General features: G+C 73.9%; 25 protein-coding genes. 16 read left to right on the forward strand and 9 right to left on the reverse strand.

Annotated elements, in window-relative coordinates:
* Positions 1–3 precede the first annotated feature (3 nt).
* Positions 4–168, forward strand: coding sequence for a hypothetical protein (locus tag GGQ55_RS13990; RefSeq protein ID WP_179717649.1), 165 nt, complete (start codon positions 4–6; stop codon positions 166–168).
* A gap of 4 nt (positions 169–172) precedes the next feature.
* Here GGQ55_RS13990 and GGQ55_RS27830 read toward each other — a convergent pair whose 3' ends face one another.
* Positions 173–805 (reverse strand): hypothetical protein, encoded by a 633-nt coding sequence (locus tag GGQ55_RS27830; protein WP_179717651.1) that lies wholly within the window; start codon positions 803–805, stop codon positions 173–175.
* 126 nt (positions 806–931) lie between these two features.
* Between GGQ55_RS27830 and GGQ55_RS14000 the strand changes: the two genes are divergently transcribed.
* The gene (locus tag GGQ55_RS14000; protein ID WP_179717653.1) at positions 932–2,038 is read left to right on the forward strand and encodes an alpha/beta fold hydrolase; all 1,107 of its coding nucleotides are present in this window, start codon (positions 932–934) and stop codon (positions 2,036–2,038) included.
* A gap of 50 nt (positions 2,039–2,088) precedes the next feature.
* Here GGQ55_RS14000 and GGQ55_RS14005 read toward each other — a convergent pair whose 3' ends face one another.
* Both GGQ55_RS14005 and dapD read right to left on the reverse strand, forming a co-directional pair.
* Positions 2,089–3,459, reverse strand: a complete 1,371-nt coding sequence (locus tag GGQ55_RS14005) for a TrpB-like pyridoxal phosphate-dependent enzyme (protein WP_179717655.1) — start codon at positions 3,457–3,459, stop codon at positions 2,089–2,091.
* Between the two features lie 96 nt (positions 3,460–3,555).
* Positions 3,556–4,530: a 2,3,4,5-tetrahydropyridine-2,6-dicarboxylate N-succinyltransferase gene (gene dapD / locus GGQ55_RS14010; protein WP_366489306.1), complete on the reverse strand. Its 975-nt coding sequence runs from the start codon at positions 4,528–4,530 to the stop codon at positions 3,556–3,558.
* 73 nt (positions 4,531–4,603) lie between these two features.
* On the opposite strand from dapD, the gene dapE reads away from it, so the two are divergent.
* Genes dapE through GGQ55_RS14030 form a run of 4 tightly spaced genes read left to right on the forward strand, consistent with a single transcriptional unit; the run spans position 4,604 to position 7,367 of the window.
* Complete coding sequence (gene dapE, locus GGQ55_RS14015; protein ID WP_179717658.1) at positions 4,604–5,725, forward strand: succinyl-diaminopimelate desuccinylase; 1,122 nt, start codon at positions 4,604–4,606, stop codon at positions 5,723–5,725.
* On the forward strand, positions 5,722–6,567 hold the full coding sequence (locus tag GGQ55_RS14020; RefSeq protein ID WP_179717660.1) for an LOG family protein: 846 nt from the start codon (positions 5,722–5,724) through the stop codon (positions 6,565–6,567). The genes dapE and GGQ55_RS14020 overlap by 4 nt, the downstream gene beginning before the upstream one ends.
* A 1-nt stretch (position 6,568) precedes the next feature.
* Entirely contained in the window at positions 6,569–6,919 is a 351-nt protein-coding gene (locus tag GGQ55_RS14025; protein WP_179717662.1) for a DivIVA domain-containing protein, read from the forward strand.
* The gene (locus GGQ55_RS14030; protein WP_179717664.1) at positions 6,912–7,367 is read left to right on the forward strand and encodes an SRPBCC family protein; all 456 of its coding nucleotides are present in this window, start codon (positions 6,912–6,914) and stop codon (positions 7,365–7,367) included. The genes GGQ55_RS14025 and GGQ55_RS14030 overlap by 8 nt, the downstream gene beginning before the upstream one ends.
* 31 nt (positions 7,368–7,398) lie before the next feature.
* Here the strand turns inward: GGQ55_RS14030 and GGQ55_RS14035 are convergent, their stop codons facing one another.
* A complete protein-coding gene (locus tag GGQ55_RS14035; RefSeq protein ID WP_179717666.1) occupies positions 7,399–8,052 on the reverse strand; it encodes a winged helix-turn-helix transcriptional regulator in 654 nt (217 codons plus the stop codon).
* Between the two features lie 118 nt (positions 8,053–8,170).
* On the opposite strand from GGQ55_RS14035, the gene GGQ55_RS14040 reads away from it, so the two are divergent.
* Together GGQ55_RS14040 and GGQ55_RS14045 are read left to right on the forward strand one after the other, a co-directional pair.
* Positions 8,171–8,554 carry a VOC family protein gene (locus tag GGQ55_RS14040; RefSeq protein ID WP_179717668.1) on the forward strand — a complete coding sequence of 128 codons (384 nt, stop codon included), beginning with the start codon at positions 8,171–8,173 and terminating at the stop codon, positions 8,552–8,554.
* A gap of 73 nt (positions 8,555–8,627) precedes the next feature.
* Positions 8,628–9,941 carry a low temperature requirement protein A gene (locus tag GGQ55_RS14045; RefSeq protein WP_218859278.1) on the forward strand — a complete coding sequence of 438 codons (1,314 nt, stop codon included), beginning with the start codon at positions 8,628–8,630 and terminating at the stop codon, positions 9,939–9,941.
* Positions 9,942–9,944: 3 nt separating this feature from the next.
* Here the strand turns inward: GGQ55_RS14045 and GGQ55_RS14050 are convergent, their stop codons facing one another.
* Positions 9,945–10,565 carry a LysE family translocator gene (locus tag GGQ55_RS14050; protein WP_179717672.1) on the reverse strand — a complete coding sequence of 207 codons (621 nt, stop codon included), beginning with the start codon at positions 10,563–10,565 and terminating at the stop codon, positions 9,945–9,947.
* 5 nt (positions 10,566–10,570) lie between these two features.
* Complete coding sequence (locus GGQ55_RS26500) at positions 10,571–10,912, reverse strand: TfoX/Sxy family protein (RefSeq protein ID WP_218859279.1); 342 nt, start codon at positions 10,910–10,912, stop codon at positions 10,571–10,573.
* Positions 10,913–10,978: 66 nt separating this feature from the next.
* Here GGQ55_RS26500 and GGQ55_RS14060 point away from each other — a divergent pair, with 66 nt between their 5' ends.
* The 6 genes from GGQ55_RS14060 to GGQ55_RS14085 all read left to right on the forward strand — a co-directional run bounded on the left by GGQ55_RS14060 (position 10,979) and on the right by GGQ55_RS14085 (position 16,481).
* Positions 10,979–11,872 carry a DMT family transporter gene (locus GGQ55_RS14060; protein WP_179717674.1) on the forward strand — a complete coding sequence of 298 codons (894 nt, stop codon included), beginning with the start codon at positions 10,979–10,981 and terminating at the stop codon, positions 11,870–11,872.
* Positions 11,873–11,882: 10 nt separating this feature from the next.
* Positions 11,883–12,449, forward strand: coding sequence for a DNA-3-methyladenine glycosylase I (locus GGQ55_RS14065; protein ID WP_179717676.1), 567 nt, complete (start codon positions 11,883–11,885; stop codon positions 12,447–12,449).
* 117 nt (positions 12,450–12,566) lie between these two features.
* The gene (locus tag GGQ55_RS14070; RefSeq protein WP_091115270.1) at positions 12,567–12,734 is read left to right on the forward strand and encodes a DUF3117 domain-containing protein; all 168 of its coding nucleotides are present in this window, start codon (positions 12,567–12,569) and stop codon (positions 12,732–12,734) included.
* 98 nt (positions 12,735–12,832) lie between these two features.
* Complete coding sequence (locus tag GGQ55_RS14075) at positions 12,833–14,296, forward strand: leucyl aminopeptidase (protein ID WP_366489312.1); 1,464 nt, start codon at positions 12,833–12,835, stop codon at positions 14,294–14,296.
* A complete protein-coding gene (locus GGQ55_RS14080) occupies positions 14,293–15,057 on the forward strand; it encodes a crotonase/enoyl-CoA hydratase family protein (RefSeq protein ID WP_179717680.1) in 765 nt (254 codons plus the stop codon). The genes GGQ55_RS14075 and GGQ55_RS14080 overlap by 4 nt, the downstream gene beginning before the upstream one ends.
* The gene (locus GGQ55_RS14085) at positions 15,054–16,481 is read left to right on the forward strand and encodes a hypothetical protein (protein WP_179717682.1); all 1,428 of its coding nucleotides are present in this window, start codon (positions 15,054–15,056) and stop codon (positions 16,479–16,481) included. The genes GGQ55_RS14080 and GGQ55_RS14085 overlap by 4 nt, the downstream gene beginning before the upstream one ends.
* Here the strand turns inward: GGQ55_RS14085 and GGQ55_RS14090 are convergent.
* Positions 16,478–16,837, reverse strand: a complete 360-nt coding sequence (locus tag GGQ55_RS14090; RefSeq protein WP_179717684.1) for a cupin domain-containing protein — start codon at positions 16,835–16,837, stop codon at positions 16,478–16,480. The genes GGQ55_RS14085 and GGQ55_RS14090 overlap by 4 nt on opposite strands.
* 31 nt (positions 16,838–16,868) lie before the next feature.
* Between GGQ55_RS14090 and GGQ55_RS14095 the strand changes: the two genes are divergently transcribed.
* Complete coding sequence (locus GGQ55_RS14095; RefSeq protein WP_179717686.1) at positions 16,869–17,072, forward strand: antitoxin; 204 nt, start codon at positions 16,869–16,871, stop codon at positions 17,070–17,072.
* 53 nt (positions 17,073–17,125) lie between these two features.
* Positions 17,126–17,371: a hypothetical protein gene (locus GGQ55_RS14100; protein ID WP_179717688.1), complete on the forward strand. Its 246-nt coding sequence runs from the start codon at positions 17,126–17,128 to the stop codon at positions 17,369–17,371.
* A gap of 96 nt (positions 17,372–17,467) precedes the next feature.
* Here the strand turns inward: GGQ55_RS14100 and GGQ55_RS14105 are convergent, their stop codons facing one another.
* Positions 17,468–17,749, reverse strand: a complete 282-nt coding sequence (locus GGQ55_RS14105; protein ID WP_179717690.1) for a winged helix-turn-helix transcriptional regulator — start codon at positions 17,747–17,749, stop codon at positions 17,468–17,470.
* Positions 17,746–18,150, reverse strand: a complete 405-nt coding sequence (locus GGQ55_RS14110; protein WP_179717692.1) for a VOC family protein — start codon at positions 18,148–18,150, stop codon at positions 17,746–17,748. The genes GGQ55_RS14105 and GGQ55_RS14110 overlap by 4 nt, the downstream gene beginning before the upstream one ends.
* Positions 18,151–18,319: the final 169 nt, after the last annotated feature.

Raw genomic sequence — 18,319 nt, forward strand, 5'->3', positions numbered from 1 at the left:
GCCGTGATCATCGCCTTCGTCGTCCTGCTGGCCGTCCTCGCCGTCCTGGCCTTGGGCACCCTCGTCCGCTGGCTCGCCACCGGCACCGACGGCCGCCCCCGGCCGGTCGACCCCACCCACGTGAAGTTCCCCGAGCTCTACGGCAGCGCGCGCATGGGCCTGAGGTGAGACGTCAGCAGGGGAGGTCGTCGTGGGCGAGCGCATCGGCCAGTTCGACGGCCATGCCCTCGTGCTTCTGGTACGCCTCCGGGAACGCCGAGCGCTGAATTCCTTGCGCGACCTCGGTGAGCCGGCCGGTGTCCCATCCGGGGAACAGGACGAGGTGGTCGTAGAACTTGCCGGCCGCGTAGGCCGGGTCCTGCACCTGCGCCGGCGTGCCCCAGCCTTGAGACGGTCGCTGCTGGAAGAGCCCGAGCGAGTCGCGGTCGCCGTGGTCGAGGTTGCGCAGGTGCGACTCCTGCATCGCGGTGGCCAGCGCGATGACGACGGCGCGCTCGGGCAGCCCGCGGTCCCAGGCGACCTGGGCGATCGTGCGGGCGTTCGCGATCTGCTCGCCGGTGAGCGTGACGCCGGAGGCCGGCAGGGTGCACGAGTCGGTGGGCACGGCCGCGTCCTTTCCGTCCGCGTCCCAGGCCAGGCCGACCAGGACGACCAGCGCCACCAGGACGACCGGCCACCACTGCGCCGGCTTCAGCTTCAACCGCGTCGACCGTCGCCGGCGCATCGGACGGCGGCGCGCCGGCGTCCTCTTGCGCGCCCCGCTCGCCGGACGGCGGACGAGGACGACGGTGCGTGGCGGGGGCATCACCGCCGACTGTAGGTGGGGGGACCGTCAGGTTCGGGGACCCGAGGACGTCGTGCCGGACACGGTCCGCTGTCGCAGCCTGGCCGTGATCGTTACGGTGAGCCGCCGCCGAGACGAGGAGTGCACATGGCCGATCACCTGCTGCCGGGCATCACCGCGACCCGTGTCGAGACACCCCGGCTGACCCAGCAGGTGCTCGCCGCCGAGGGCACTGCCCTGTCCGGGCCGGGCGACGTGGTGCTGTTCGTGCACGGCAACGTCAGCTCGTCGCTGTTCTGGCAGCAGCCGCTGCTCGCGCTCGCCCAGACCGGTCGGGTGCGGGCGCTGGCCGTCGACCTCCGCGGCTACGGGGGCACCGACCCCGAGCCGATCGACGCCTCCCGCGGCCTGCGGGACTGGGCCGACGACGTCGCGGCGCTCGTCGACACCCTCGGCCTCGACCGCGTGCACCTGGTCGGTTGGAGCATGGGCGGCGGCGTCGTCCTGCAGTACCTGCTCGACCACCCCGACCGGGTCGCCTCGCTGGCCCTGGTCGCGCCGGTGTCGCCCTACGGCTTCGGCGGGACGGTCGGCACCGACGGCCGCCGCGTGCACGAGAACGGCTGCGGCTCCGGTGCGGGCGGCGCCAACCCGGACTTCGTCGCGGCGATCGAGGCCGGCGACACCGGCGCCGACAGCCCGACCAGCCCCCGCTCGATCCTGCGCGCCTTCTACGTCGCCCCCGGCTCGCTGCCCCTCGACCCGCAGCTCGAGGACGTCTTCGTGGCGTCGATGAACACGACGCGGACCGGCGTCGACCACTACCCGGGCGACGCGGTGACCGTCGACGCCTGGCCCGGTGTCGCGCCGGGGGAGAAGGGCGTGCTCAACACGATGTCGCCGACGGTGTGCGACCTGTCGGGCATCGTCGACCTGCCCGAGAAGCCACCGGTGCTGTGGCTGCGCGGCGACGCCGACCAGATCGTCTCCGACACCTCGGTGTTCGACCTGGCGTTCCTCGGCTCGATCGGCGCGGTGCCGGGCTGGCCGGGGGCGGAGGAGTTCCCGCCGCAGCCGATGGTCACGCAGACCCGCGCAGTGCTCGACCGGTACGCGGCCGACGGCGGCGCCTACCGCGAGGTCGTGTTCCCCGACGTCGGCCACTCGCCGCACGTGGAGCGCCCGCAGGAGTTCGTCGTCGCGCTGCTCGAGCACCTCGACGTCCCCGCCGAGCAACCCGCCAACCTGACCTGACGCGCTTTATCGCGATAAAGCTCGCGCACTTTATCGCGATAAAGCGCGGATCAGGCGGGGACCTCCGGGAGGTCGGCCAGGGCGTCGGCGAAGCGCTCGTCGGGCACGTCCTCGTCCACCATGCGGCCGGACAGGTAGGACTCGTACGCGGCCAGGTCGAAGTGCCCGTGCCCGCACAGCGCGGTGAGGATGACCTTCTCCTCCCCGGACTCCGTGCAGGCCTGCGCCTCGCGGATCGCCGCGGCCAGGGCGTGCGTCGGTTCCGGCGCCGGGACGATCCCCTCGGTGCGCGCGAACTGCAACGCGGCGGCGAAGCACTCGGTCTGCGGCAGCGCGAGCGCCTCGATCAACCCCAGCTCGTAGACGTGCGAGAGCAGCGGTGACATGCCGTGGTAGCGCAGCCCGCCGGCGTGGATCGGGTCGGGGATGAACCGGTGGCCGAGGGTGTGCATCTTCAGCAGCGGCGTCATGCCGGCGGTGTCGCCGAAGTCGTAGGCGTAGACGCCGCGGGTCAGCGACGGGCACGACGCCGGCTCGACGGCCCGGATCGTCGGCGACATCCGGCCGGCCAGCTTCTCCCGCAGGAACGGGAACGCCAGCCCGCCGAAGTTGGAGCCGCCGCCGGTGCAGCCCACGATCACGTCCGGCTGCTCGTCGACCGCGGCCAGTTGCAGCAGCGCCTCCTCACCGATGACGGTCTGGTGCAGCAGGACGTGGTTGAGCACGCTGCCCAGCGCGTAGCGGGTGTCGGGGTCCTGCGCGGCGACCTCGACCGCCTCGCTGATCGCGATGCCCAGCGAGCCGGGGTGCTCGGGGTTGTCGACGCGGATCGCCTTGCCGGCCTGCGTCAGGTCGGACGGCGACCTGTGCACCTGCGCGCCGTAGGTCTCCATCATGATCCGGCGGTAGGGCTTCTGGTCGTACGAGGCGCCGACCATCCAGACCTCGCACTCGAGGCCGAACAGCGCGCTGGCGAACGAGAGCGCGGTGCCCCACTGCCCGGCGCCGGTCTCCGTCGTCAGCTTCCGGACGCCGGCCTTCGCGTTGTAGAAGGCCTGCGGCACCGCGGTGTTCGGCTTGTGCGAGCCGGCGGGGGAGACGCCCTCGTACTTGTAGTAGATCCGCGCCGGTGTCCCGAGCGCCTGCTCCAGCCGGTGCGCGCGGTACAAGGGCGAGGGCCGCCACAGCTTGTAGACGTCGAGCACCTCGCCGGGGATGTCGACGTACCGCTCCCCGGTGACCTCCTGGAGGATCAGGTCCATCGGGAACAGCGGCGCCAGGTCGTCGGGCCCGACCGGTTGCAGGGTGCCCGGGTGCAGCGGCGGTGGCGGCGGGCTCGGCAGGTCGGGGACGACGTTGTACCACTGCGTCGGCAGCTGCGATTCGTCCAGAAGGATCTTGTGCTGCGCCGTCCCGGCCATGGCGTTCCCTCCGCCTCTGAGTGGCGGCGAGCCTAGGGCGTCGGCGCGGTTTCGCGCGCCTGACCGTGCGCGGTCAAGCGCGCGAAACCGTGCTGTTCAGTTCGCGTGGAGGGTGGCGTTGAGGGCGCCCCAGTCGCCGTCGCGCGGGAGCGCCTCGAGCGCGCCGCTGACGCTGTTGCGGCGGAACAGCAGCCCGTCGCGGCCGGAGAGCTCGCGGGCCTTCACCGTCGAGCCGTCGGGCAGCGCGACCACCGAGCCCGCGGTCACGTAGCAGCCGGCCTCGACCACGCACCGGTCGCCGAGGGAGATCCCGATGCCGGCGTTGGCCCCGAGCAGGCAGCCGCTGCCGATGGAGACGACCTCCTTGCCGCCGCCCGACAGCGTCCCCATGATCGAGGCCCCGCCGCCGATGTCGCTGTCCGGCCCGACGACGACGCCCGCGCTGATCCGCCCCTCCACCATCGACGGACCGAGGGTGCCGGCGTTGTAGTTGACGAAGCCCTCGTGCATGACCGTGGTGCCCTCGGCCAGGTGCGCGCCGAGCCGGACCCGGTCGGCGTCGGCGATCCGCACCCCCGACGGGACGACGTAGTCGACCATCCGCGGGAACTTGTCGACGCCGAACACGGTGAGGTTGCCGACGGCGGCCCGCAGCCGGGCGCCGCTGAACCCGGCCGCCTCGACCGGCCCGGCCGACGTCCACGCCACGTTGGTGAGCAGGCCGAAGATGCCGTCGAGGTTGATGCTGCGGGGCTTGACCAGCCGGTGGGAGAGCAGGTGCAGCCGCAGGTAGATGTCGTAGGCGTCGACCGGCGGGGCGGACAGGTCGGGGATCACGGTCCGGACGCCGATCACCTCGACCCCGCGCGCGTCGTCGGTGCGCAGCAGCCGGCCGAGGTCGGGTCCGAGGTCGCCGGCCAGCTCCAGCGCGCCCAGCCGGCTCGTGCCCGGGGTGCCGCCCTCGGGCACGTCGAGGACCGGTGCGGGGAACCAGGTGTCGAGCACGGTCCCGGACGGCGTCACGGTGGCCAGCCCGGTGCCGACGGCGGAGGAGGTCACGGCGGAGGTCACGGACGACGACGCTACCGACCGGCCCGCGTGCTGCTCCGCCCGGAGCCAGGTGCCGCCCGTACGCTCGACGGTCGTGGGGACACCGCAGCAGGAGGTTCGGCCGGTACTCGACCTCGAGGACGACGTCCTGACCCTGACCCGGGCGCTGGTCGACATCCCGTCGGTCTCGGGCAGCGAAGGCGTCCTGGCCGACGCGGTCGAGACCGCGCTGCGAGGGCTCGGCGGCCTCGAGGTCGAGCGGGTGGGCGACGCCGTCCTCGCCCGGACCAACCTCGGCAAGCCCGGCCGCGTCGTCCTCGCCGGGCACCTCGACACCGTGCCGATCGCCGACAACGTGCCCAGCACCCTGGACGGCGACCGGCTGTACGGCTGCGGCACCAGCGACATGAAGGCCGGCGACGCGGTGATGCTGCGGCTGGCCGGGCGCTTCGGAGTCCACGGCGCCGACCCGGCGCACGATCTCACCTTCGTCTTCTACGACAACGAGGAGGTCGAGCACGCCAGGAACGGGCTCGGCCGGGTCGCCCGCGAGCGCCGCGGCTGGCTCTACGGCGATCTCGCGATCCTGCTCGAGCCCACGGACGGCGAGATCGAGGCCGGCTGCCAGGGCACGCTGCGCGCGGTGATCGAGCTGAAGGGCCGCCGTGCGCACTCCGCCCGCAGCTGGCTCGGCGTCAACGCCATCCACGCCGCGGCCGACGTCCTGACCACCCTGGCCGGCTACCGGGCGCGCGAGGTCGAGATCGACGGGTGCACCTACCGCGAGGGGCTCAACGCCGTGCTGATCGACGGCGGGGTCGCCGGCAACGTCGTCCCCGACCAGTGCTCGATCACCGTGAACTTCCGCTACGCGCCCGACCGCGACGAGGACGCCGCCGAGGCGCACGTGCGCGAGGTGTTCGCCGACGCGCTCGCCGCCGGCGCGAGCCTGACCGTCACCGACAACGCCGGCGGCGCGCTGCCCGGGCTCTCCGAGCCGGCCGCGGCCGCGTTCGTCGCCGCGGTCGGGCGCCCGGCCCGGGCCAAGCTCGGCTGGACCGACGTCGCCCGGTTCGCCGCCTTCGGCATCCCCGCTGTCAACTACGGCCCGGGGGATCCGCAGCTCGCGCACACCCGTGAGGAATCCGTCCGCGTCGACGCCCTGCAGCCCGCCGAGGACGCCCTGACCGCCTACCTGTCCGGAGGCCCCGAATGACCCAGCCGCCCGACGGCCGCCGTCCCCGGCCGACCCGCCACCGCGGCCCGATCGTGCTGCGGGGCGGCGAACCGGATCCCGCCTACCAGGGGACGACGACCGACCAGCGGCTGCTCGACCGGCGCGGCCCCACCGACTGGGTGCACACCGACCCGTGGCGCGTGCTGCGGATCCAGAGCGAGTTCGTCGAGGGTTTCGGGCTGCTCTCCGAGCTGCCGCGGGCGGTCAGCGTGTTCGGCAGCGCCCGCACACCGCGCGACCACCCGCACTACGCGGCCGGCGTCCAGCTCGGGGCGGCGCTCGCGCAGGCCGGGTACGCGGTGATCACCGGTGGCGGGCCCGGCGCGATGGAGGCGGCCAACCGCGGGGCCTCCGAGGCCGGCGGGATGTCCGTCGGGCTCGGCATCGAGCTGCCGTTCGAGCAGGAGCTCAACGAGTGGGTCGACGTCGGCATCTCGTTCCGCTACTTCTTCGTGCGCAAGACGATGTTCGTCAAGTACGCGCAGGCGTTCGTGATCCTCCCGGGCGGCTTCGGCACCCTCGACGAGCTGTTCGAGGCGCTCACCCTGGTGCAGACCCGCAAGGTCACCCGCTTCCCGGTGATCCTCTACGGCGTCGAGTACTGGTCGGGCCTGCTGGAGTGGCTGCGCACCACCCTGGTGCAGACCGGCACGATCAGCCCTCAGGACGTCGACCTGCTGACCGTGACCGACGACGTCGGCGCGGTCATCGCGGAGATCCAGGCGGCCGAGTCATCGCGCCAGGCGGGCGAGGGCGGCGGCGGCATGCGCTCGCCGCGCTACGACCCGCCGCCGGTGGTCAGCGGGCCCGTGGACGACTGACGTGCTCGCGTTCCTGCTGCTCGTCGTCGGGGTGCTGCTGGTCGGCGGCCTGCTCTTCCTCGGCGGCTCGCTGCTGCTCGGGCGCGGCGAGACCCAGCCGCCGGCCGAGCTGGACCGCTCCCCGGTGGAGCTCCCCGACGACCGGCCGGTGGTCAGCGACGACCTCCGCGCGCTGCGCATCTCGGTCGCCTTCCGCGGCTACCGGATGACCGAGGTCGACTGGCTGATCGACCAGCTGGCCCAGACGCTCGACGAGCGGGACAAGGAGCTGGAGGAGCTGCGCGCCCGGCTGGCCGAGGCGCAGCCGGCACCTCCGCAGGAGGACGGCGAGGAGCAGCACACCGATGCCTGAGATCCGCGAGAGCATCGACGTCGACGCCCCACCCGAGCAGGTCTGGGCGGCGCTGACCGACTGGACGGCGCAGGGGCGCTGGATCCTCGCCACCGACGTCCGCCCCGTGGTCGGCCCGTCCCGCGGCGTCGGCGGTCGGCTGGTCGCGATCACCGGACTGCCGCTCGGCGACCGGCGGCTCGGCGTCGTCGACACGATGGAGATCACCCGCTGGGAACCGCCGTCCCGCCTGGACGTGCTGCACACCGGCCGGGTGGTGCGCGGGACCGGGACCTTCGAGATCCGCCCGCGCGAGGGCGGGTCGACCTTCACCTGGTCGGAGCAGGTCGAGCTGCCGCTGGGCGCGCTCGGCCGGCTGGGCTGGCCGGCCGCCGAGCCGCTGGTGCGGGCCGGCTACCGGTACTCGCTGCGGCGCTTCGCCGAGTTCGCCCGCACGTACGCCGCCTGACCGCGGTCGGCGCGGGTCACCGGAGGGGGCGTCACCCGGCGGGTGCGGCTGCTGCGGATCCGAGGAGTCGACGGAGGGCGGCCTCGTCGCCGCCGACGACCGCTCTGCCGTCGGCGACCGCAGCGGCGAGCGAGGCGGGGTCGGAGATCAGGGCGTTGAGCGTGGCGGGGTCGGTGCGGAGGACGGCGTCGGTGTCGGCCGGCGCGCCGGCCTCGACATCGACCTCTCGCCCGTGCGTCCGGATGCTCCAGACCGTGCCGTCGAGCTCGACGCGGTAGGTGGCCGGTGGTGCCTGCGGATCGGGGCGGAGCGAACCGCGCAGGAACAGCAGCACCGAGGTGGGGCTGAGCCCGACCGGTGCCGGCGGCAACGGCAGCTGCAGGCCCCAGGCGCCCAAGGCGAGCACGATCGGTTCGAGTTCCCGGCCGAGATCGGTCAGCTCGTAGACCACCGACGCGGCCGGCGGCGGCATCGTGCGACGGCGCAGCACTCCGCGGCTCTCGAGTTCCCGCAGGCGATCGGAGAGCATGTTCGAGCTCGCCTTCGGCAGCGCGCGGCGGAGGTCGGTGAAACGCTGCGGACCGAGGAGCAGCTCGCGCACCACCAGCAGCGCCCAGCGTTCCCCGACCGCGTCCAGGGCGCGGGCGATCCCACAGGCGTCGCCGTAACTGCGGCTCGTCGGCATGTCCACCTCCTACGGATGCCTTGATAGTAACGTGCAAGTACTCGGTTGTTTATCAAAACCTTGACGCGCTACGGTGGCCGTCGGCCGGTGAAGGTCCACACGGAGGAAGGGGACGGGCATGGGACATCCCGTGGTGCACTTCGAGGTCATCGGAGCCGACCCGCAGCGGTTGCGGAGCTACTACGGGGAGCTGTTCGGCTGGCGGTTCGACACCTCCGGGCCCGTTGCCGCAGCGGTCTCCGAGCCGGGCAACTACGGCTTCATCAGCGGCGACGTCACACCTGACGGGGTGGGCATCCCCGGGGGTGTGGGCGGCGGCGCGGGCTACCCCCCGAGGGCGCTGTTCTACGTCGGCGTGCCTGCTGTGGAGGCCGCGCTCGAGCAGGCAGAACAGCTGGGTGGAACGCGTGTGTCGGGCCCGCACCGCCACGACGGTGGCCTCGTCGTCGGCTTCTTCCACGATCCGGAGGGCAACCTGGTCGGAGTGGCCGGCCCCGCCTGACCGCAGCGCTGCCCCGTCGGCGTGACCCCGGCTTCACTTGCCGGTCCGGGGTGCAGGCCCTGGGATGGTCCGCGTGACCGATGTGGACCCCGGCCTCCGGGCCCGGCTGCGCGACGACCTGCGGCACCGCCTGCGGCCGATGACCGGTCGGGACCCACGCGAGCGGGACCGGTCGGCGACCCCGATCGAGCTGCTCTACGACCTGACCTACGTCATCGCGTTCGGTGCAGCGGCCGAGCTGTTGGCGCACCACGTCTCGGCCGGGGAGGTCGGACCGGCGGTCGGCGCGTACGTCTTCGCGATCTTCGCGGTCAGCTGGGCGTGGATGAACTTCACCTGGTTCGCCTCCGCCTACGGCAACGACGACGCGCTGTTCCGGGTCGCGACCATCGTGCAGATGGTCGGTGTCGTCGTGCTGACCCTGGGCCTGCCGGTGAGCTTCGAGGCCGCCGCGGAGGGGCACAGCCCGAACAACGCGCTGATGGTCGTCGGGTACGTGGTCATGCGGGTGCCCCTGATCGGGCTCTGGCTGCGGGCGGCCCGGCAGGACCCGGAGCACCGACGGACCGCGGTGGCCTACGCGGTGATGATCGCGATCGCGCAGATCGGGTGGGTGCTCACCACGCTCGTCCCCGCGCCGGTCGCCGTCACGGTCGCGCTGCTGGTGGCGCTGGCGCTGGCGGAGATGGCGGCCCCGGTGGTGGCCGAGCGGAAGCTCGGGCGGCTGCCGTGGAACGCCGGACACATCGCGGAGCGCTTCAGCCTGCTGACCCTCATCACCCTCGGCGAGGTCGTCGCCGCCACGACGGGTGCGGTGGGCGCCCTGGCCGGGGCGCAGGGCTGGTCGGTCGCGGCAGGGGCGATCGCGGCCTCCGGGCTGGTGCTGGCCGCGTCGCTGTGGTGGGCCTACTTCCTCATCCCCTCGCGGGCGATCCTCGAGCAGTGGCCCGGGCGGACGTGGGCGTGGCGGTACGCCCATCTGCCGATGTTCGGCTCGATCGCCGCTGTCGGTGCCGGACTACGGGTCGCCGCGGCCGCCGTCGAGGAACAGGAGGTCTCGTTGGTGCAGATCGCCGTCGCCCTCGCCGTGCCCGTCGGCGCCGTGATCGTGACGATCTTCGCCACCTGGAGCGTGCTGATGCGCTCCTACGACCTGACGCACGTGCCGCTGTTCGTCCTGACGCTGATCCCGCTCGTGGCCGCGGTCGTCGTCGCGGCGATCGCCGGCCGGCACGGTCCCGTGGATCTCGAGTCGCCCGCGGACACGACGGCGCTGGTCACGGTGATCGCGCTGGTGACGCTGTCGGCCGTCGTGGAGGTGGTCGGGCACGAGCTGGTCGGCTTCCGGCACACGGTCCGGGTGGTGCAGGCCGCCGAAGCGGCCTGAGGATCAGTCCAGCGCGAGGCGGGCGGAGAAGCCGAGCAGCGCCACCCCGGTGGCCGCGTCGAGCGACCGGCGCACCCGGCGGCGGGCCAGCCAGCGCCGGGCCCGGTGCACGCCCGCGACCAGCACGAACAGGTACACCAGGCTGAGCGCGGCGTGCGTGGAGGCGAACAGCAGCAGCGCCCACAGCGGCGCGTGCGCGCCGAGGAACGCCGGCAGCACCGCGAGGTAGAAGACCAGCACCTTCGGGTTGGTGATGTTGGACAGGAAGCCCTGCCGCCAGCCGGCGAACGCCTGCCCCGAGGAGGCCCGGGGGTCGGGCGAGGTCGGGTACTCGCCGCGGATCGCCGAGCGCAGGGCCTGGACGGCGAGGAAGACCAGGTAGGCGATGCCGGCCCAGCGGATCGCCTGGAACAGCGGCTCGATCCGCACGATGACGGCGGCCAGCCCGGCCGCGGCGGCGGCGCCCTGCACGAGGTTCGACGACGTGACGCCGACCGCGCTCCACCAGCCCCGCCGCCGTCCGCCGACCAGCGCGTTGCGCGTGACCACGGTGAAGTCGGCGCCCGGCACGAGCACGAGCAGGGTGGCGAGCCCCACGAACGCCGCGTAGGCCGACCAGTCCACGCCGGTCAGGAGCGCTTCCGCGTCCGGACGAATTCCAGGGCCTCCTCGGCGAGGGCCAGGTCGGACTCGGGCGTGCCGTGGTCCAGCGCCACCCACTCGCGCATCGGCGACCCGTTGGCGGCGGTGAAGGGCAGCCCGGTGCCCGCGGCGACCAGGCCCTCCACCCGGTGCCGGGGCAGCTTCAGCACGAGGCCGCCGCCGACGACCATCGCGAAGATCGAGCCGTCGACGGTGAGCGCGGCCGACCCGAACCCGCGCCGCCCGCTCGAGGACGGCGGCCCGACACCGGGACGGGTCGCCATGACCTCGACGAGGACGGCGAAGCGCTCGGCGGGATCCATCGGCACGATCCCGACGGTATTAGGCAGGGACGACGTACGTGGAGTGTCCGTCCCGATTGAGAGGATCGCGGGGTGAGTCGCCGGGGCTGGGTGCTGTTCCTCTCGATGTCGGTCATCTGGGGGATCCCGTACCTGCTGATCAAGGTCGCGGTGGGGGAGCTGACCCCGGTGCTCGTCGTCTTCGGCCGCTGCGTCGTCGGCGCGGCGATCCTGCTGCCCTGGGCGCTCGCGCAGGGCTGGGTGCGCCCGGCGCTGCGGCACTGGCGGGCGCTGCTGCTGTTCACGGTGCTCGAGATGGCCGGTCCGTGGCTGCTGCTCTCCTACGCCGAGACGACGTTGTCCAGCTCGCTGACCGGCCTGCTCGTGGCCACGACGCCGTTCGTCGCCGCGCTGGCCGGGCGGATCGCCGGCGACGAGGACCGGCTGACCGCCGTCCGGCTGGTCGGCATGGGGCTCGGCGTCATCGGCATCGTGGCGCTGCTCGGGCTCGACGTCAGCGGCGCCGAGCTGCTGCCGATCGCCGCCGTCGCGCTCACCGTGGTCGGCTACGCCACGGGCCCGATGGTGGTCAGCCGGGCGCTGCCCGAGGTGCCGGGCGTGGCCGCGAGCGCCATCGCGCTGTCGGTCACCGCCGTGGTCTACGCGCCGTTCGCCGTGCCGCAGCTCGGCGACGCCGTGCACGCCTCGGCGAAGGCGCTGCTGTCCGTCGTCGGGCTGGGCATCGTGTGCACGGCGCTGGCCCTCGCGTTGTTCTTCCTGCTCATCCGCGAGGTCGGTCCGCAGCGGTCGCTGGTCATCACGTTCGTCAACCCGGCCGTCGCCGTCGTCCTCGGGGTGCTGCTGCTCGGCGAGCCGTTCACCCTCGGCATCGCGCTGGGCCTGCCGCTGGTCCTCGTCGGCTGCGTGCTGGCCACCCGCCGCAGCGCGCCGGTGCCCGCGGCCGAAACCGTCGTCACCCCCGGTTAGCGTTCCGGCCGTGGACGACGGGACGCCCCGCTGCGGCTGGGCCACGAGCGCGCCGGAGTACGTGCGCTACCACGACGAGGAGTGGGGCACGGTCCTGCACGGCGACGACGCCCTGTTCGAGCGGATGACCCTCGAGGCCTTCCAGTCCGGGCTGTCGTGGATCACGATCCTGCGCAAGCGCGAGGCGTTCCGGGCCGCGTTCGCGGGCTTCCTCATCGAGAAGGTCGCGGTGTTCGGTGCCGACGACGAGGCGCGGCTCATGGCCGACGCGGGCATCGTCCGCAACCGCGCCAAGGTCGCCGCGGCCATCGGCAACGCGCGGGCCGCGCTGGAGCTGCCGGAGGGGCTCGACGCGCTGCTGTGGTCGTTCGCGCCGACCGGTCCGCGGCCCCGCCCGGCCTCCCTCGTCGACGTCCCGGCGACCAGCCCGGAGTCGGTCGCGATGGCCAAGGAGCTCAAGCGGCGGGGCTTCGTCTTCGTCGGCCCGACCACCGCCTACGCCCTCATGCAGGCCACCGGCATGGTCGACGACCACGTGGCCACGTGCTTCCGTGCCACCACCTCGGCCACCCGCTGAGGGGGCTCGTGTTGGACGGATGCGGTGGATACGGGATCATTGACCAAGAGCACTGCAGCGACGGACGCCGTCCCGCCCCCGAGCGGAGGGGTCGGGCGGCCGGCGAAGGAGGCACGCATGGCGGCCATGAAGCCGCGCACGGGTGAGGGTCCCCTCGAGGTCACCAAGGAGGGCCGTGGGCTGGTCATGCGCGTACCGCTCGAGGGTGGCGGTCGGCTGGTCGTCGAGCTGTCGCCGGACGAGGCGCAGGCGCTGTCGGAGGCCCTGAAGGGCGCGACCAGCTGAACACCGCGGCGAGCCTGCCTTCCGGCAGCTCCGCGCGCGACGACACGGCCCCGGCCACCGGCAGCTCGCCGGCGGCCGGGGCCGCGCCGTTGCCGCGGGTGGACCTGGTCCCCGACCTGCCGGTCCTGGCCGAGGACGACGTCCTCGCGGTCCCGGTCGGGGCGCGCGGTGCGCTGCCCGCCTGGCTGCCGGCGCAGCTGCGCGACCTGGTCGCCGGCGCGCTGAGCGACACCGGCAACGGCGGGAGGCCCGGCGGGGTCACCGACGTGCCCGTGCCCGGCCGGCACCCGCGCAGCGTCGTCGCCGTGGGCATCGGCGACGCCACGCTGCCCGATGTGCGCGGGTACGCCGCGGCCGCGGTCCGGCGCGCGCAGACCCTCGCCGAGCACGGCGCCCGCCGGCTGGTGCTCCCGGTCGACACCACCGTCGCGCCCGCGGGCGCCGACGAGGTGCGCGCCGCCGTCGAGGCCGCGCTGCTGGCGAGCTACCGGTTCCGCGAGACCTCGAAGCCGCACCCGCCGCGCCTGGACACCCTCACCGTGGTGGCCACCGACGCCGGCGACCTCGCCGCCGCCGCGCGGGCCGGACAGGTCACGGCCGGGTCCGTCGCCTGGGCCCGCGACCTGATCAACACCCCCAGCAACGTGAAGAACCCGGCCTGGCTGGCGGCCGAGGCGGGGGAGCGGCTGGCCGGCCTCGACTCGGTCACCGTGCACGTGCTCGAACCTGACGACCTGCAGGCCGGCGGGTTCGGCGGCGTGCTCGCCGTCGGCGGCGGCTCGGCCACCCCGCCGCGGGTGATCGTCGCCTCCTACCGGCCGCCGGGCGCGCCCGCGCACCACCCGGCGCTGGTCGGCAAGGGCATCACGTTCGACACCGGCGGGCTGTCGATCAAGCCCACCGCCGGCATGCGGGAGATGAAGACCGACATGGCCGGTGGCGCGGCGGTGCTGGCGGCGGTCGACGCCGCGGCCCGGCTGGGGCTGCCGGTCGCGGTCACCGCCGTCGTCCCGGCTGCGGAGAACGCCGTCTCCGGCTCGTCGTACCGGCCGGCCGACGTCGTCCGGCACGTCGGTGGGCGGACCACCGAGGTGCTCAACACCGACGCCGAGGGCCGGATGGTGCTGGCCGACGGCCTGGCCTACGCGCGGTTGGAGCTCGGCGCGACGGCGCTGATCGACGTCGCGACCCTGACCGGCGCGATGAAGATCGCGCTCGGGGTGAAGACCGCCGGGCTGTACGCGACCACCGACGGGCTCGCCGAGGCGCTGGCCACCGCCGGGGCGCACGCGGGGGAGCGGCTGTGGCGGATGCCGCTGGCCGACGAGTACACCGACCTGCTCGACAGCGACGTCGCCGACGCCAACAACGCGCCCGGGAACCCGGGCGGCACGACGGCCGCGCTGTTCCTGCGGCCGTTCGCGGGCGACCTGCCGTGGGCGCACCTCGACGTCGCCGGGCCGGCGCGGGCGGCCTCCGACGACGCCGAGATCGTCAAGGGTGGCACCGGCTTCGGCGTGCGGACCCTGGTGCGCTGGCTGGAGGCGGGAGCGCCGCTGTGAGCGTGACGGTCGAACGCGACGGGCCGGTCACCACGGTGCGGCTGTCCCGGCCGTCCGCCCGCAACGCCGTCGACGGCCCGACCGCGGCCGCGCTGGCCGACGCCTTCCGGGCGTTCGACGCCGACGACGAGGCCGCCGTCGCCGTCCTGCACGGCGAGGGCGGCACGTTCTGCGCCGGCGCCGACCTCAAGGCGGTCGGGACGGCGACCGGCAACCGCACCGAGCCCGACGGCGACGGGCCGATGGGGCCGACCCGGCTGCGGCTGTCCAAGCCGGTGATCGCCGCGATCGCCGGGCACGCGGTCGCCGGCGGGCTGGAGCTGGCGCTGTGGTGCGACCTGCGGGTCGCCGACGAGACCGCCGTCTTCGGTGTCTACTGCCGGCGCTGGGGTGTGCCGCTGATCGACGGCGGCACCGTGCGGCTGCCGCGGATCGTGGGAAGAGGACGGGCGCTCGACCTGATCCTCAGCGGCCGGTCGGTGGACGCCGCCGAGGCGCTGGCGATCGGGCTGGTCAACCGGCTCGTCCCGGCGGGGGAGGCGCTGGCCGCCGCCCAGGGCCTGGCGCGGCAGCTCGCCGCGTTCCCGCAGACCTGCCTGCGCGAGGACCGCGCGTCGGTGCTGGAGCAGGAAGGGCTCGACGAGGCCGCGGCGCTGGCCAACGAGTTCCGCCACGGCCTCATCTCGATCGCCGCCGACACCGCGGCCGGTGCGGCTCGCTTCGCCGGCGGCGAGGGCCGGCACGGGGCGGGTGTCGGGTGACCGACGAGGGCGTCGTCTTCCCGGCCGGTCCGCAGGGGCGGCGCAGCACCGCCGCACTGGGCCGGGCCGTCGTCGCCGACGCGCTGCGCCCGGTCGACCCGGCCGGGGCGCTGGCCGCCGAGCAGGAGACCAACTGGCGCGCCGGGTACCTCGTGCAATTCCGCCGGCTCGTCGAGGCGGGGCTGACGTCCGCCGACGCCGCGGGGTCGATCGCCGCGGCCGGGCTGACGTCGCTGCACGAGCGCATGCGGGTGGCGCAGGACGGCGGCGAGATCGCGCTCGACGCGTGGACCGAGCCGTCGCGCTCGCTGAAGACGACGCAGGTGCAGGGCACCGGCGAGCGCGAGGAGGAGTTCTCGCTGCCCTACGGCGGCACCCGGCTGCGCGGCGACGAGCTGCGCCGCCGGCTGGACACGTGGGCCGACGGGGGCGTGCTCGAGCCGTCGGCGGCCGAGGCGGTGCGCACCGTCCTGGCCAACCCCGAGTGGCTGCGGCTGCCCGACCGCACCGTCGTCGTCCTGGGGGCCGGCGCCGAGATGGGGCCGCTGCCGTCGCTGCTGCGCTGGGGCGCTCGGGTCGCCGGCGTCGACCTGCCCAGGCCGCCGCTGTGGCAGCGGGTCCTGGACACCGCACGGCGCAACGCCGGCACCCTGCTCGTCCCGGGCGACCCGCCGGGCGCCGACCTCGTGACGGAGATGCCGGCCGTGGCCGAGTGGGTGGCCGGCCTGCCCGGCACGCCGGTGCTCGGCAACTACGTCTACGCCGACGGCGCGGCGAACGTGCAGGTGTCGATGGCGGTCGATGCGCTCACGTTGCGGCTGCTCGCGGCGCGGCCGGAGACGGCGCTGGCCTTCCTCGCCACGCCGACCGACGTCTTCGCCGTCCCGGGCACGGCGGTGGCGCACTCGGCGGCCGCGTACGCCGGGCGCTCGACGCGGGCGAAGATGGTCGCCCGGCCGCTGCGCGCCCTGTCGGCGGGGCGGTTGCTGCGCCGGGCTTACGTCCCGGGCGCAGATCCGGGCATCGCCGACGTCCTGGTCGCGCAGCAGGGGCCGAACTACGCGCTGGCCAAGCGGCTGCAGCGGTGGCGGGCGACGACCGCCCGCGCCGGCGGGACGACGGTGTCGATGAACGTCGCACCGCCCACCCGCACCCGGTCGGTGGTCAAGAACCGCGCGCTGGCCGCGGCGTACGCGGGCGCGCACCGCTTCGGCGTCGAGGTGTTCGAGCCGGCGACGTCGAACGTCCTCATGGCCGCGCTGCTGGTCCACGACCTGCACACCGGCGGCGGACCGGCGCACGCGCACCCGTGGCAGGACGAGGCGCACGCAGCGGTGCACGGCGGGCTGTGGCGGATGCCGTACGCGGCCAGGAGCGCGCTCGGCCTGGCGGCGCTGCTCGGCTACGGCAGCGCGCGCGGCTAGACGACCCGGCGCTCGGCGGTGAGCGCGCCGGGGTTGTCGCCGGTGTTCACGGTCTCGCTCGGCTCGACGAGCACGACCTCGGCACCGTCCGGCGAGACCGGCTGGTGCGCGGTGCCGCGCGGGACGACGTAGACCTGGCCCGGGCCCAGGGTGACGTCGCCGTCGTCCAGACGGATGGTCATGGAGCCGCTGAGCACGAGGAAGAACTCGTCGGTGTCGGGATGCGTGTGCCGCGTGAACTCGCCATGGACCTTGACGACCCTGATGTCGTAGTCGTTGAGCGTCGCCACGGTGCGGGGTTGCCACGGTTCGGTGAAGGTGGCGAGGACGGCAGCGAGATCGACGGGATCCGGCATGGGCCCAGCATGCCGGGGAAAGGACCGGGTCATGAACTTCGGCGAGCTCGGCAAGAAGGCCAAGGACTTCCTCGACACGGAGGAGGGCGAGAAGAAGAGCGACGCCGTCTTCGAGAAGGCGGCGGAGTTCCTCGACGAGAAGACCGGCGGCAAGCACTCGGCCCAGATCGAGAAGGGCCGCGAGTTCGCCGACGACCACGTCGGCACCGAGGACGGCGGTCGGCACCGCAGCTGACACCCCGCGGGCGGGTGATGGACAGCTGATTACGGAACGGCCATGATCCGCCCATGGTGTGGGTGTTCTGGGGCTCGGTCGCGGTGCTCCTCGTGGGTCTCGCCGTCCTCTCCTGGTGGTGGGACCGCGACGCCCGCAAGCGCGGCGCCACCCCGCTCAGCGGCGGGGCGATGCACCGCGCGCGGTGGAGCCGGCGTCTCGAGGTCGAGCGGCAGCTGAACTCGGTCGTCACCAAGGGCGCGACGCCGCGGACGCAGGACGCCGCCCAGGACGCCTGGAAGGGCAGGACGGATCGCTAGCACCCCTGCACCGACTTGTGCCGCCTGTGCCGGCACGACCACCACAAGGCCCGCCACGGCTGAGGCCCTGCAGCGCATCGCGATGCCGCGCCACGCCTAGGCCTGCTCGGCGCCCCAGCGTGCGAGCGCGACGATCGCCTCGCGCAAGGCGAGCCCGCGATCGGTCAGCGCGTAGGCCCGCGTGTTGTGCCGGAGCGGCAGGCGGGTCAGTACGCCTGCCGCTTCGAGCTCGCGCAGGCGGGTCGCGAGCATGTTCGTCGGCACTCCGAGGTCGCGCTGCAGATCGCCGTAGCGCTGCGGCCCGTCGAGCAGCCGCTCCACGACCAGAAGGGCCCACCGGGCTCCGACGATGTCGAGGGCCGCGGCGAGGTCGCTCACGCGCCCGGATCGGCGGCCGGCTTCATCCAGAACGGCGAGTAGTGATATCCGTCGAGGTCGTCGAACTGGCGCTGGTACATGAAGGGGTAGTCATCGGTGTCACCGATCCGCCCGCCGGCGGCGCCAGCGCGCTCGGTGAGCTCGTCGACCGCCTCGCGGCTGCCCAGGTCGAACGAGACGGTGACCTTCGAGGGCGTGTCGGCCCCGCCGACACGCTCCTCGACACCGCCGACGCTCGCGTACATCTCGCGGCTGCCGAGCATGACGTACTGCTCGGGCGCGATCGCGAAGCACGACACGTTGTGATCGGACATCTCTGCGTTGAGGGTCCAGCCGAGGGCGGTGTAGAAGGCGGTCGCGCGCTCGACGTTCTCGACCGGGCAGGTGATGAAGAGGCTCATGCGGCTACACTTGCAAAATGCAAGTGCGGTCGTCAACCCCACGCTCGAGCCGGGTAGGCGTTCGTGGAGAGCTTTCGCTACGGATCGGTGAGTCGTGAACGGTGACGCGCCCTCGTGACGCCCGCGACCTGCGCTGACACCGCGCCGGACGCCGTGTCAGCGGCGTGTG

Origin of the sequence: Petropleomorpha daqingensis (genome assembly GCF_013408985.1) — a bacterium.
Taxonomy (GTDB): domain Bacteria; phylum Actinomycetota; class Actinomycetes; order Mycobacteriales; family Geodermatophilaceae; genus Petropleomorpha; species Petropleomorpha daqingensis.